The 14,338-nt window shown below is 64.8% G+C and carries 12 protein-coding genes; 9 read left to right on the plus strand and 3 right to left on the minus strand.

Annotated elements, in window-relative coordinates:
* Positions 1 to 36: 36 nt before the first annotated feature.
* The 3 genes from K8M09_RS22125 to K8M09_RS22135 form a co-directional block, all read right to left on the minus strand.
* Positions 37 to 1,332 carry an amidohydrolase family protein gene (locus tag K8M09_RS22125; protein WP_160786452.1) on the minus strand — a complete coding sequence of 432 codons (1,296 nt, stop codon included), beginning with the start codon at positions 1,330 to 1,332 and terminating at the stop codon, positions 37 to 39.
* A 220-nt stretch (positions 1,333 to 1,552) separates the two neighbouring features.
* Positions 1,553 to 2,353, minus strand: a complete 801-nt coding sequence (locus K8M09_RS22130) for an aldolase (RefSeq protein ID WP_160786451.1) — start codon at positions 2,351 to 2,353, stop codon at positions 1,553 to 1,555.
* A 154-nt stretch (positions 2,354 to 2,507) separates the two neighbouring features.
* A complete protein-coding gene (locus tag K8M09_RS22135; protein WP_160786450.1) occupies positions 2,508 to 3,404 on the minus strand; it encodes a LysR family transcriptional regulator in 897 nt (298 codons plus the stop codon).
* A 159-nt stretch (positions 3,405 to 3,563) separates the two neighbouring features.
* Between K8M09_RS22135 and K8M09_RS22140 the strand changes: the two genes are divergently transcribed.
* From K8M09_RS22140 to K8M09_RS22180, 9 genes are all read left to right on the plus strand, one after another.
* Positions 3,564 to 4,946 (plus strand): nucleobase:cation symporter-2 family protein, encoded by a 1,383-nt coding sequence (locus K8M09_RS22140; RefSeq protein ID WP_160786449.1) that lies wholly within the window; start codon positions 3,564 to 3,566, stop codon positions 4,944 to 4,946.
* Between the two features lie 89 nt (positions 4,947 to 5,035).
* On the plus strand, positions 5,036 to 5,899 hold the full coding sequence (locus K8M09_RS22145; RefSeq protein ID WP_160786448.1) for an FAD binding domain-containing protein: 864 nt from the start codon (positions 5,036 to 5,038) through the stop codon (positions 5,897 to 5,899).
* Positions 5,896 to 6,378, plus strand: a complete 483-nt coding sequence (locus K8M09_RS22150; protein ID WP_160786447.1) for a (2Fe-2S)-binding protein — start codon at positions 5,896 to 5,898, stop codon at positions 6,376 to 6,378. Before K8M09_RS22145 ends, K8M09_RS22150 begins: the two co-directional genes overlap by 4 nt.
* Positions 6,375 to 8,699, plus strand: coding sequence for a xanthine dehydrogenase family protein molybdopterin-binding subunit (locus tag K8M09_RS22155; protein WP_160786446.1), 2,325 nt, complete (start codon positions 6,375 to 6,377; stop codon positions 8,697 to 8,699). The genes K8M09_RS22150 and K8M09_RS22155 overlap by 4 nt, the downstream gene beginning before the upstream one ends.
* 2 nt (positions 8,700 to 8,701) lie before the next feature.
* Positions 8,702 to 9,880 carry a CobW family GTP-binding protein gene (locus tag K8M09_RS22160; RefSeq protein ID WP_170299510.1) on the plus strand — a complete coding sequence of 393 codons (1,179 nt, stop codon included), beginning with the start codon at positions 8,702 to 8,704 and terminating at the stop codon, positions 9,878 to 9,880.
* A 398-nt stretch (positions 9,881 to 10,278) separates the two neighbouring features.
* Entirely contained in the window at positions 10,279 to 11,202 is a 924-nt protein-coding gene (locus K8M09_RS22165; RefSeq protein WP_160786444.1) for an amidohydrolase family protein, read from the plus strand.
* Positions 11,203 to 11,219: 17 nt separating this feature from the next.
* Positions 11,220 to 12,167 (plus strand): amidohydrolase family protein, encoded by a 948-nt coding sequence (locus tag K8M09_RS22170; protein WP_160786443.1) that lies wholly within the window; start codon positions 11,220 to 11,222, stop codon positions 12,165 to 12,167.
* A 208-nt stretch (positions 12,168 to 12,375) separates the two neighbouring features.
* Positions 12,376 to 13,749 (plus strand): UbiD family decarboxylase, encoded by a 1,374-nt coding sequence (locus K8M09_RS22175; protein WP_160786442.1) that lies wholly within the window; start codon positions 12,376 to 12,378, stop codon positions 13,747 to 13,749.
* 6 nt (positions 13,750 to 13,755) lie between these two features.
* Positions 13,756 to 14,337, plus strand: coding sequence for a UbiX family flavin prenyltransferase (locus tag K8M09_RS22180; protein ID WP_160786441.1), 582 nt, complete (start codon positions 13,756 to 13,758; stop codon positions 14,335 to 14,337).
* Position 14,338: the final 1 nt, after the last annotated feature.

Consider the following 14,338-nt stretch of genomic DNA (forward strand, 5'->3'; position numbering starts at 1 on the left):
TCGATTGAGGTCCAATCCCCCGGAGACGCCGTTCGGTTACGCGATCTCCTTCGCGGGAAGGTTCTCCGTCGCGCTCTGCGAGACGAGACGCCCCTTGGTGAAGACGAAGGCGCGGTCCGGCCCGCCGGCAACCAGCGTGTCGGTGTCGATGCAATCGGTCACGACGAAGTCGGCGCGCGCGCCGGCCGCAAGGCCGTAGTCCTTGCCAAGACCCATCAGGCGGGCCGGGGCGGAGGTGATCATCTTGTGGGCGGCCGCAAGCTCGTCGCCGCGCAGATGGCCGGCCAGCAGCGTCCAGCGGGCGATTTCCAGCATGTCGCCCGAGCCGGTCGGCACGAACGGGTCCTGGATATTGTCCGAGGCCGTGGCGATGGTGATGCCCGCCCGGTGCATTTCGGCGACGCGTGTCAGGCCGCGCGGCGGCAGCATCTCGTAGTCGCGGGCCTGGAGATAGAGATTGGCCGCCGGCAGCGTCACCGCGCCGACATTAAGGGCCAGCATGCGCTCGGCGATGCGCTGGTATTCCGAGCGGGGCAGGGCGCTCAGCACGGAGACGTGGCTGAACACGGTGCGGCCCTGCATGCCGAAGCGCTCGACCCGTTCGAGGGCGGCGTCGAGAAGCTGCACGTCGGCGCGCAGATGCTCGTCGAGATGCAGGTCGACCGGCTTTCCGGCCTTCACGGCGGCGGAGAACAGGATGTCGAGATAGCGCGGCGGGTCCTCGGAGACGGCGGGCGTGCCGCCCACGGCGTCGGCCAGTTCCACCGCGCCGTCGATATTTGCGGCCAGCCAGTCGAAGTCCTGGCCGGGATGCGGCGTCATGAAGGCGACGAGCTGGAGCGTGATGCGGTCCTTCGCGCCATCGCGGATTTCAGCCAGCGTCCTGATGCCGTGGAAGCCGGCGTCCTTGTCGACATTGATGTGGCTGCGGATGGCCGTGGTGCCGCGGGAGAGACATCGCTCGACCGTGCGGGTGGCGCGCTTGTGAATGTCGTCCGGGCCGGCGGTGCGGGCATATTTGGCGAAGGCGTCGCGGGCGCCCTGCAGGGTGCCGGACGGATTGGGCGTGAAGCGCAGCACGCCGGTCTTGTCGAGATGCTGGTGCGCATCGACGAAGCCGGGCGTGACGAGCATGCCGGTAATGTCGATGCAGGCGCCGCAGGACCCCGTGTCGAGCGCCGGGCCGACGGCAACGATGCGCCCGTCCGCCCCTACGATGATGTCGCTGACCGATTGCGAGCCGTCCTCAAGGAGGACGGTTCCGCCAGTGAGTGCAAAGGACTGGCCGGGAGCCAGATTTGCGAGCGACACGGTTGCATTCACACGTTCCATTCGTCCCCACCTTCTCGTTATGCCTCAAACGTAACCATGCAGCGTTAATTTAAACAAATTCATTATTTCAATTGTTTGATACGCTATCGGAAACAATTGCGCGTGCTAAGAGGTTTTGCAAGTGCGAGATTTCTTGATGAAGAGCAAAGTGAATCAAGCGATTAAGGATTGATAAACGCCGCGCCGCACGAAGCGCCGCGGCGCAATCGGACGAAGAATCCTAGTGCCGATATTGCGGTTCTTCGGCGTCGAGCTGCCGGCGGATGGCGGCCAGATGGGCTTTTGCGGAGTCGGCGTCGCCCTCGCGCATCTGCCGGTAGGCGGCCTCGGCGATGGCCGGATCGACCGGGCTGACGGTGCGGCCCGTCGACATGGCGAGGACCTGCACCTCGGCCGCCCGCTCCAGATAGTAGAGATCGTCCCAGGCCTCGGCGACCGTGGGGGCGAGCACCAGCACGCCATGATGCTTCAGGAAGACGATATCGGCGTCGCCCACCGTGCCGGCGATGCGCGCGCCCTCGCTATAGTCGAGGGCGAGGCCGTTGTAGTTCTCGTCGACGGCGGTGCGGCCGTAGAATTTGAGGGCGGTCTGCCCCGCCCAGATCATCGGCGGGCCGTCCGTCATGGACAGCGCCGTCGCATAGGGCATGTGGGTGTGGAAGGCCACTTTCGCCCGCGGCAGGCGGCGGTGGATTTCGGCATGGATGTAGAAGGCCGTGGCTTCCGGTTCGCCCTCGCCGTCGACGACCGTGCAGTTGAAGTCGCAGACCAGCAGCTTCGAGGCGGTCAGTTCGCGGAAGGCGTAGCCGTAGGGATTGACGACGAAGAGATCGTCATGGCCCGGCACCACGGCCGAGAAGTGGTTGCAGATGCCCTCCTCGAAACCGTTGCGCGCGGCCATGCGGAAACAGGCGGCAAGGTCTTCCTTCACGGTGCGGATGGCGTCGGTGGAAAGGTCGGGGCGATTCGGGCGGACGCGCTCGTCGGCGGAGGCGGCGCGGTCCTTCAGGGAGTGGGCCATGGGTGCTCCTGGTCTGGCGTGGCTGGGAGCGGCGGCGGGCCATGCGGCGCTGGAGCGCCGGCCTCCGCGCACGGCCTGGCATCGCCGCGCCCTGCCTGCCCGCGCCCTGCGCGGTCCAGCAGCGCCCTCAGATAACGCGCAAATTTTCAGGCGGTCAATGCACCGATTTGAGCAGGTAGTCGCGGAACCTTCGGGCGGCCGGGGAGAGCGTGCGCGCCCGTTTCTGGATCAGGCTCACCTCGCGCTTGATATGCGGTTCGGTCGGCGTGCGAACGATGAGACCCATCGAGGTCGCCAGCCGCGTGACGGCCGAGGTCATGATCGCAACGCCGAGGCCGCCTTCCACCATGCCGATGATCGTCAGCGGCAGCGCCACCTCCTGCATCGCCTTGTCGAGCGGCAGGATGATGCCGTGGCGGGTCAGCTCGCTTTCCAGCCGGTCGCGGATCGGGTTGCCGCGCTGCGGGCCGATCAGCTTGCGGTCGGCAAGGTCGGTCCAGCGCAGTTCCGGCAGCTTCACCAGCGGGTCTTCGGCATGGAGCACGACGAGGAATTCGTCGGTCGCCATGCGCGTGGCCATGAGTTCGGTATCGTCGTCCGGCACCGTGCCGATGCCAAGGTCCACCGAACCGTTGGCGACCTGCTCCAGCACGGTCTTCTCCGCGACGTCGTGCAGCTCCACGGCAATTTCGGGGTGAAGCTTGTTGAAGCCGTGGACGAGCTGCGGCAGCATCAGCGCGGCCTGCACCGTGCCGGCCGCCATCGTCACCTTGCCGCGCCGCAGCGCATTCAGCTCCCGCGAGCTTTCCACCATGCCCTCGATATCGGCGACGGCGCGCGCGGCGATGGGCAGGATGTCCATGCCCGCCTGCGTGAGGCGCAGCAGCCGCGTGTGCCGGTCGAAGAGGCGCAGGTTCAGGTTCGCCTCAAGCTGGCGCACGAGCGTGCTCACGGCCGACTGCGAGGAGCCGAGCTTGTCGGCGGCCAGCGTGAACTGCCCGAGATTGGCCACCGTGACGAAGGCGCGAAGCTGCTTCAGCGTTATGTCCATGACATCCATTCATTCAGTTATTGGATGAATAAATATAATTATGCCGATTGTTTACTGATTTGGCCAGCCGCATGATCCCCGGGTACGGCGAGCGGTGCCAAGATACAAGGCCAAGATGCCCCCACCGCGCCGGAACGCTATTCGCTGGGAGGAAAGCGAATGTCCAATCCTGCAACGGCGGATCCCGTCGAGAAGAAGTATCCTATCCCGAGCCTTTTCGCTCTGGGTCTTCAGCACGTTCTTGTCATGTATGCCGGCGCGGTCGCCGTGCCGCTCATCGTCGGCACCGCGCTGCACCTGTCGAAAGACCAGATCGCGATGCTCGTCAGCGCGGACCTGTTCTGTTGCGGCATCGTCACCATGATCCAGTCGCTCGGTTTCGGCCGCTATGTCGGCATTCGCCTGCCGATCATGATGGGCATCTCGTTCACCGCCGTGCCGACGCTGATTGCGACGGGCACCAATCCCGATCTCGGTATGCCCGGCGTCATCGGCGCGGTCATCGGCTCGGGCGTTTTCACCATTCTCGCCGCGCCCTTCTTCGGAAAATGGGTGCGCTTCTTCCCGCCGCTTGTCACCGGCACGGTCATGCTGGTCATCGGCCTTTCGCTGATGCGCGTCGGCGTCAACTGGGCCGCCGGCGGCCAGCCGATGATCCGCGGCCCCGAGGGCATGATCCCGAACCCGGCCTATGGCGCGCCCTTCGCGCTCGCCGTCGCGGCCATCGTTCTCCTGTCGATCCTGCTGCTCACCCGCGTGCTGAAGGGCTTCCTGGCGAACCTTGCGGTTCTCATGGGCATCGGCATCGGCTTTGCCATCGCCATCGCCTTCGGCAAGGTGGATTTCCACGGCGTCGGAGATGCCGGCTGGGTGCGGATCATCCATCCGCTCGCCTTCGGCTGGCCGGTCTTCGAGTTCTGGTCGATCTTCTCGCTCTGTGCCGTCATGGTGGTCATGATGATCGAATCGACCGGCCAGTTCCTGGCGGTCGGCGACATGGCCGGGCGCAAGATCACCCAGGCCGAGCTGACCCGCGGTCTTCGCACCGACGGCGTCGGCAACATCATCGGCGGTCTGCTCAACACCTTCACCTACACCACCTATGCCCAGAATGTCGGCCTGCTGCAGATCACCGGCGTGCTCAGCCGTTGGGTCGTGGCGGCGGGCGGCGTCATCCTGATCCTGCTCGGCTCGCTGCCGAAGGTCGCCTTCATCAGCGCCTCGATCCCGAGCTACGTCGTCGGCGGCGCGGCCATCGTGATGTTCGGCATGGTCTCGGCCACGGGCGTGAAGATCCTTGCCCGGGTGGATTTCACCGCCAACCGGCGCAACCTCTACATCGTCGCCGTCAGCGTCGGTCTCGCCATGGTGCCGGTCGTCGCGGACAACATCTTCGCCCAGCTTCCCGAGGCGCTCGGCAAGTTCCTGCACAGCGGCGTTCTGGTCGGCACCTTCGCGGCGGCCCTGCTCAACATCCTCTTCAACGGCGTGCCCGCCGCGGAGACGGACGAGGTCTCGCAAGCCGCTGCCGACGCTGCCTGAAAACCACCCGTATTAGTCCGGCGGCCTCGGCCGCCGGAGCCCCGAACCCCGGCCCCGAGCGGCCGGCGGCCTGATCCCGGAGGAATGCCATGAGGCGCTTTGAATACCATAGGGCGGACACGCTGGAGCATGCATCCCGTCTCCTCACCGATCTCGGTGACGATACCTTCCTGTTCAACGGCGGCACGGACCTTCTGGTCGAGATCCGCGAGCGGCTGCGCCGCGTGCGCCACGTCGTCGACATCAAGCAGATCCCCGGCATGTCCGACATCACCTATGACGAGACGCGGGGCCTGAGTTTTGGCGCGCTTGTCACGGTCGGCCGGCTGGAGCGCCTGCCGCTGGTGCGCAAGCTCTATCCCAACCTGCGCGCGGCGCTCGCCTCGCTCGGCTCCATCCAGGTGCGCAACCGCGCCACGGTGGTCGGCAATGTCTGTCGCGCCTCGCCCTCGGCCGATACGATCCCGCCGCTGATCGCCGACGGCGCTTTCATCCACATCTACAGCCGCACGAACATGCGCGTCGTGCCGCTCGCCGAATTCTTCACCGGCCCCGGCAAGACCGTGCTCGCCAAGGGTGAGATCGTCACCGGCATCACCGTGCCGCCGGCCGCCGACAATGCCGGCAAGGCCTATATCAAGCACGGCCGCCGCAAGGCGATGGAACTGTCCACCGTCGGCGTCGCCGTCAGCCTTTCCATGGATGACGGCGTGTGCAGCGATATCCGCATCGCGCTCGGCGCGGTCGGCGCGACCGTTCTGCGCGCGCCGGAGGCCGAGGCCATGCTGCGCGGCAGCAGGCTCGATGACGCCACGGTCAAGAGCGCCGCCAACAAGGCGATGGAGGAATGCACGCCGATCAGCAACGTGCGCGCCAGCGCCGATTACCGCCGCGACATGGTGGGCGTGCTTACGGGCCGCGCCATCAAACAGGCTTTGGAGACTTTCGCATGAAACGGATCGTTGAATTCACCGTGAACGGCGAAGAGCGCGAGATGGCGGTCGAGACCTGCTGTTCGCTGCTCGACGCGCTGCGCGACGATGTCGGCCTCACCGGCACCAAGAAGGGCTGCGACGTCGGCGACTGCGGCGCCTGCACCGTCATCGTCGACGGCCAGCCGGTCAATGCCTGTCTCATGCTCGCCGTCGAGGCCGAGGGCCGCACCGTCGAGACCATCGAGGGCCTTCAGCCGGGCGTCGACGTGCTGCACCCGCTGCAGGACGCCTTCATGCGCCACGGCGCGTCCCAGTGCGGCTTCTGCACGCCGGGCATCCTGATGATGGCCAAGAAGCTGCTCGAGGACAATCCGAACCCGACCGACGAGGAAATCCGCTTCGGTCTCAGCGGCAATATCTGCCGCTGCACCGGCTACACGAAGATTTTCGACGCGATCAAATCCGCCGCGCTCGAGATGGAGGCTGCAAGATCATGAACGTAACAACCCCTGTCGAAAAGCGCGACTTCAAGGAAAAGAGCGATTTCAAGATCGTCGGCAAGAGCGTCAAGCGCGAGGATGTCGTCGAGAAGGTGACGGGCGAGGCCGAATATACCGGCGACGTCAAGCTGCCCGGCATGCTGCACGGCAAGATCAAGCGCGCCGCCATCGCCCATGCCCGCATCAAGAGCATCGACGTCAGCAAGGCGCTCGCCTATCCGGGCGTCAAGGCCGTGCTGACCCATGAGAACGTGCCGCGCGTGCTGCATTACGGCTCGCCGCATCCGCGCTCGGCCTCCTGCACCAAGGACCAGTACATCCTCGACAACAAGGTGCGCTTCTGGGGCGAGGGCGTCGCCGCCGTCGCCGCCATCAGCGAGGAGATCGCCGACGAGGCGCTCGACCTGATCGAGGTCGAATACGAGGCCCTGCCGGCCGTCTTCGAGCCGGAAGACGCCGCCCTGCCGGGCGCGCCGCTGATCCACGACGTCGGCCCGGGCGGCAACCTGGTGCTCGATCCGGTGCGCGTCAACCGCGGCGACGTCGAGGCCGGCTTCGCCGAAGCCGACTTCATCCTCGAAGGCACCTTCTCCGGCGGCCGTCCGCATCCCGCTTACATGGAGCCGAATGTCTGCATCGCGGACTGGGACGGCACAAACAAGCTGACCTTCTGGACCTCGACGCAGACCGCCTTCATGGTGCGCGGCATCCTTGCCGAAGTGCTCGGCCTGCCGCTCACCAAGGTGCGCGTCCTCGTCGACCATATGGGCGGCGGCTTCGGCGCCAAGCAGGACTGCTTCCAGCACGAATTTTTGTGCGCGCTTCTCGCCAAGGAGACGCGCCGTCCGGTCAAGATGGAGTTCACCCGCCACGAGACCTTCGTGGCCGGCCGCGCGCGCCATCCCTGCCGGATCTGGCTGAAGCAGGGCTTCAAGAACGACGGCACGCTCGTCGCCCGCGACATGAAGCTGGTTTACGATTCGGGCGCTTACGGTTCGCACGGTCCGGGCGTGACCATCGTCGGCACCAATGCCGCGACCTCGCTCTATCGCTGCGAGAACGTGCGTCTTGAAGGCCGCTGCCTCTACACCAACACGCCGATCAACGGCGCGTTCCGCGGCTATGGCGTGGTGCAGAGCTACTATGCGCTCGACATCCAGATGGACGAGGCCGCCGAACGGCTCGGCATGGACCCGGCCGAACTGAAGCTGAAGAACGTGGTGCGCGAGGGCGATATCGCTCCCTCCGGTCACCCGATCCTCGGCCATGGCCTGGAAATCTGCCTCCAGCACGGCCTTGACGTGGTCGACTGGAAGAAGCTGCGCGGCCGCGACCGCACGCCGGATTCCAAGCGTCCCCATATCCGCAAGGGCTGGGGCATCGGCTGCGAAATGCACGGTTCCTCCGCCTATCCGGGCATCAAGGAACAGGGCAACGCCACCGTGAAGGTCAACGAGGACGGCACGGTGACGCTGCTCACCGGCGCTGCCGGCCTCGGCACCGGCGCGCATACCGCGCTGGCGCAGATCGTCGCCGAAGAACTCGGCGTGCGCTTCGAGGACGTCGGCACCATCCACGGCGACACGGACGTCGTGCCGTGGGATATCGGCGCCTTCGCCAGCCACACGACCTATCTCGTCGGCACCGCCGCCAAGATGGCCGCCACCAAGGTCCGCGCCGAGGTTCTCGACCGCGCGGCCATGAAGCTGCAGGTCAAGGCCGAGGAACTGGACCTTTCCGAAGGCAAGGTCTTCGTTTCGGCCGAGCCGGGCCGCTTCATGACGGTCGCCGAGGCGATGGGTCCCTCGCGGGGCATTCCCGCCGCCAACATCGTGGCGAACGGCACCTATGAGCCGACCAAGTCCTATTCCTTCGCCGTCCACTTCACCGAGGTGGATGTCGATACGGAAACGGGCATCGTCGAGGTCAAGCGCGTCGTGCCGGTGCACGATATCGGCAAGGTCATCCACCCGATCGCCGCGCAGGGCCAGATCGAGGGCGGCATCCAGCAGGGCATCGGCCACACGTTGACCGAGGACTATGTCATCGACAAGAAGACCGGCCGCTCGCTCAATGCCGGCCTCGTCGACTACAAGATGCCGTTGTCCATGGACATGCCCGATATCGAGACTATTATCCTGGAAGCTGCACCCGATCCGGGCGGCCCCTGGGGCGCCAAGGGCGTGGGCGAGGATCCGATCATCGCGATCGGCCCCTCGATCTCCAACGCCATCTATGACGCGATCGGCGTGCGGTTCCACCACTATCCGATCACCCCGGAAGACGTACTGAAAGCCTTGAGGGAGAAGGGCCAATGAACATGCATATCGAAGCTGCGAGCCAGCAGAAGCTCCCGATCACGATCCTCACGGGTTTCCTTGGATCGGGCAAGACGACGCTGCTCAACTACATCCTCACCGAGCGCCACGGCCACCGCATCGCGGTGATCGAGAACGAATATGGCGAAGTGGATGTGGACAGCGACCTCGTGCTCGCCTCCGACGAAGAGATCTTCCAGATGCAGAACGGCTGCATCTGCTGCTTCGTCGACGTGCGCAACGACCTGATCGACGTGATGAAGAAGCTCCTCAGCCACAAGGACAAGTTCGATCACATCATCGTCGAGACATCAGGCCTTGCCGACCCGACGCCCGTCGCCACCGCCTTCTTCGTCGACCGCAACGTCGCCGAGGAAGTGGAGCTAGACGCCGTGGTGACGCTGGTCGACGCCATGCATATCGACCAGCATCTCTACGATCCGGTGCTCGACGGCAGCGACAACCAGGCGGTCAACCAGATCGTCGCGGCCGACCGCATCCTCGTCAACAAGATCGACCTCGCCTCCGAGGAAGCGCTCGGCTCGCTGGAAGGCTCGCTGCGCAAGCTCAACCAGACCGCGCCGATCCTGCGCTCCACCTATGGCCAGGTCGACCTTTCCAACATCCTCGGCGTCAAGGGCTTCCGCCCGTCCTACGTGCGCGAGCGCGCGGAAATCCTCGACATCGACATGGACGACGACAGCGATGCGCATGGCCATCATGCCCACGATTGCCACGACGCGGCCTGCGACCATCCGGACCACGACCACGGCCATCATCACCATGCATGCACCGATGCGTCCTGCGACAACCCGGATCATCACCACCACGATCATGACCACGGCCACAAGAACACCGCAGCGCTGCGCCCGCACAGCCATGACGCGACGGTGAAGTCCCATTCCTTCGTCTATCCCGAGGCTTTCGACGGCGAGAAGCTCGGCGCGTTCCTGAAGGATTATCTCGGCGAACACGGCGACGACATCTTCCGCACCAAGGGCATCGTCTCGGTGGCGGGCGACAACCGCTTCTTCGTGCTCCAGGCGGTCCACAAGCTGGTCGATTTCCGGCCGGACCACGCCTGGGGCGAGGATGCGCGGAAGTCGAAATTCGTCTTCATCGGCCGCAACCTCGACCGTGACGGCATCGACAGAAGCTTGCGCGCATGCCTGGTCTCCTGACGGCGCTTCTCCCGCCCCAGGAAACCTAGCTCAACTCGTTCTGTCTAAACCGCCCGCGCACCCTCCAGCGCGCGGGCGGACTTTTGTGTTTGTCTATATAATTACTTTAAAAACAATCGGTTGGATTGATTATTTTATTGACATAAAGGCGCCGTCGTGGTTCCTTTGAGGTCGAGTATAAGCACCGACAATTGCTCACCGTCTGTTGGAAGATGAGGCTGCGATGTCGATGCTGATTGCGAAAGGAACGTCTGCCGTTCGTACCCCCTGCGGGGTCCCGGCCGTTTCCTCCCGTCCCCGGCATTTCCTGAGATCGCGAATCCACGCCCGGCTTGTCCCGGCGTGGCGTACATCGTGCGGCCCCGCATCGACCGGACCCTCTACGACAGGAGAACGCAATGATAATTGACCTAAGCTGCTACCCCACCGATCTGGTGGACCTGGCTTGGCGCCATGACGGACCGCCCTTCACCGGCGACAAGCTTCTGAAGATGATGGACGGCCCGTACTACGTGAACGGCAAGCCGCGCCGCGTCGACATGGCCTTCATTCAGCCGCCGCAGGGCAACACCATCTACACCCACGAGATCATGGACCTGGAAGGCAAGGCCGCCATCCGCCAGTACATGGGCTACACGGAAAAGATGGTGACCGAGCATCCCGACCGCTTCCTCGGCTGCTTCGTCTACAATCCGCGTTATGGCGTGCAGAACGGCGTCGACGAAATCGAGCGCTACGCCAAGGAGTTCGATTTCAAGATGGTCCAGCTGCAGGCGAACATGCACGCCTACCGCCCGGACCGCGCGCTCGACTGGCTGCGTCCGGCCATGAAGAAGTGCGCCGAGCTCGGCCTGATGGTGAAGGTACATACCGGCGACGGCCCGTACTCGATCCCGACCGAGTTCTACCCGATCATCCGCGAGTTCCCGGAAGTCAACTTCATCCTCGCCCACTTCGGCGTCCAGACGGGCGGCGTTTACGTGTTCGAGCCGATGCAGATGGCCCTCGACACGCCGAGCGTCTACGTCGAATCGGGCTGGTGCCTCCAGTCGCGTATCGTCGAATTCGCCAAGGTCCTGCCCAAGCACAAGATCCTCTTCGGCTCCGACACCCCGCCGAACGAGCCGGGCATGTGGATCAACCTTCTGGAAGTCCTCTGCCACGAGCCGCCGCAGGGCCTGAACCTCTCCGAGGACGACCTGGAAGACTATCTGGGCAACAACCTCGCCCGCATGATCGGCCTCGAGCCGACCAAGCCGCCGGCAAGCGTCGAGGAAGCCGAGGCGTATCTGCGCCAGCACGGCATCTCCATCGCCGCGTAAACTGAACGGAGTGAACAATGATCATCGATACCCATCTTCACCCGACCAACCTCGTCGACGAGGCGTGGCGTCATACGGGTACGCCCTTCACGGGCGAGCGCATGCTCAAGCTGATGGACGGCCCCTACATGATCAACGGCAAGCCGCGCCGTATCGACATGGGCTTCATCCAGCCGCCGCCGGGCAACACCGGCTACCGTGACGGCAACCGCAAGGGCCGCGAAGGCATTCGCGACTACATGGCCTATATTGCCGAGCTGTGCGAGAAGTACCCGGACCGCTTCATCGGCAACTTCAACTACAACCCGCGCTGGGGGCCTGAAAACGGCGCAGCGGAGCTGGAATTCCACGTCAAGGAATACGGCTTCAAGATGCTGAAGCTGCATGCCAACATGCACGGCTACCGTCCCGACCGCGCGCTGGAATGGCTGCGTCCGGCGATGAAGAAGTGCGCCGAACTCGGCGTCGTCGTCCTCATCCACACCGGCGACGGCCCCTACACGATCCCGACGATGTTCTACCCGATCATCCGCGAGTTCCCGATGGTCAACTTCATCATCGGTCACTTCGGCATCCAGACGGGCGGCAACTACTCGTTCGAGTCCTTCTGGATGGCGATGGACACGCCGAACGTCTACTGCGAATCCGGCTGGTGCTTCCAGTCGCGCATCGTGGAGTTCGCCCAGCAGCTTCCGAAGAACAAGATCGTCTTCGGCACGGACAGCCCGCCGAACGACCCGGGCATGTGGCTGCGCGAACTGGAAGTGCTCTGCAAGGATCCGCCGCACGGCATCAACCTCTCCGAGGACGATCTGGAAGGCTATCTCGGCAACAACATCGCCAAGCTCGTAGGCATCGACCCGTCCCCGCCGCCGCGTGACCTGAAGGACGCCCAGGCGCGCCTGACGGACTCCTATGCCGGCGTCGACCGCGCCACCGGCAAGCACCTGCTGCAGCCGGCCTGACAATGACGCCCGCCGCCTCAAGCGGCGGGCGAAGGCCCCCTCATCCGGCCCTGCGGGCCACCTTCTCCCCGAGGGGAGAAGGGGAGTGCGGACCTCACGGTTTTCCCCCTTCTCCCCCCGGGGAGAAGGTGCCGGCAGGCGGATGAGGGGGCTTTTCCATATCGGGCGGACAGACGCGCCGCCAACCCCGAGCGACCCGAGGCCGAACATGACCCAGTACCACAAGCAAGACGTCCGCCGCTTCCTGGCCGATTACAGCGCCGAGCATCCCGAGGACGTCATCACCATCGACCGGCCGGTCTCGGACGATCAGGACGCCACCGCGCTGATCTGGAACCTCGCGGACAAGGGCCAGCACCAGATGCTGCACCTGAAGAATGTCAGCGGCATCGGCGCTGAAGTCGTCTGCAATATCTTCGCCTCGCGCGACCGTATCGCCCGCCTTCTCGGCTCGACCGCCGACAAGCTGCACGAGGCCTATCAGGCGCGTTCCAACAAGCCCTTCGCGCCGGAAGTGCTGGAAAGCGGCCCGATCACCGAGGAGATCATCTCCGGTGACGACGTGGACCTCCATGCGCTGCCGATGCTCAAGCACTTCGACACCGACCGTGCGAAATACATCACGTCCGGCATCGTCATCGGCGAGCACCCGGAAACCGGGGCCGGCAATCTCAGCTATCACCGCGCGATGATCCATTCGAAGAATTCGCTCGCCACCTCGCTGCATTCGCGCGGCCATCTCTGGCGCCTGATGAACATGGCGAAGGAGAAGGGCAAGCCGATGCCGGTCGCCATGGTGATCGGCGGCCATCCGCTGTTCATGATCGCCGCCTCCGCCCGCCTTGCCTTCGGCGAGGACGAGCGCGACGTCGCCGGCGGCCTGATGGGCGAACCCTTGCAGGTCGTGCGCACGCCGAAATACGGCATCCGCGTTCCCGCTTATGCGGAAATCGTGCTGGAAGGCGTGCTGGACCCGGAAGCGCATGTCGAGGAAGGCCCGTTCGGCGAGTTCACCGGCTATTCCTCCGACCGCTCGACCAACAACCTCTTCACCGTCGAGACCGTCATGCGCCGGCGCGACGCCATGCTCGTCTCCGTCGCGGGCGGCAATTCGGCCGAACACCTCAACCTCGGCCGCGTGCCGCGCGAAGCGGAAGTGGTGGAGAAGCTGAAGGCCCGCTTCCCCTCGATCACCGCCGTTCACTACCCGTCCTCGGGCACCCATTTCCATGCCTATATCGCGATGAACCAGACCCGCGAGGGCGAGGCGCGGCAGGTCATGCTCGGGCTTCTGGGCTGGGACCAGTATTTGAAGAACGTCATCGTGGTGGATGCGGATGTCGACATCACCAAGGACAGTGAAGTGCTCTGGGCGCTCGCCACCCACTTCCAGCCGCACAAGGATGTCGTTATCATCGAGGGGTTGCCGGGCAATGCGCTCGATCCGTCGGCCAGCGGCATCGGCACCACTTCGCGCATGGGCCTCGACGCCACGCGCGGACCGAACTTCCATGGGGTACGCGCCCGCATCAGCGACGAGGCCACGGCCCGGGCCGCGGCGCTCCTCAAAAGCGTGGGATAAAAGGGCATGACACGGCCAAGACGCATGATCGTCGGCATTTCGGGGGCTTCCGGGGTCATCTACGGCAAGCGCATCCTCGAAGTGCTGCGCGACCTCGAAATCGAGACGCACCTGATCATGTCGCGCGCGGCCTGCATCACGCTCGCCGCCGAGGCGGACTTCACCAAGCAGGAACTGGAAGCGCTGGCGACGACCACCCATTCCAACAAGGATATCGGCGCGGTCTGCTCTTCCGGCTCCTACAAGACGCTCGGCATGATCGTCGCGCCCTGCTCGGTCAAGACCATGGCGGAGATCGCGACCGGGACCACGGACAACCTGCTCTCGCGCGCCGCCGACGTGGTGCTGAAGGAGCGCCGCCGGCTGGTCCTGATGCTGCGTGAAACGCCGCTGCATCTCGGCCATATCCGCAACATGGCGCAGGTGACGGAAATGGGCGGCATCATCTATCCGCCCGTGCCCGCCTTCTACGCCAAGCCGAAAAGTCTGGAAGAGATGGTCGACCACACGGTCGGCCGCGTGCTCGACCTGTTCGATCTCGACCCCGGCATCGTGCGCCGCTGGGAAGGAACGCAAGGAGGGGAATGAC

This window comes from Shinella zoogloeoides, assembly GCF_020883495.1.
GTDB classification, from domain to species: domain Bacteria; phylum Pseudomonadota; class Alphaproteobacteria; order Rhizobiales; family Rhizobiaceae; genus Shinella; species Shinella zoogloeoides.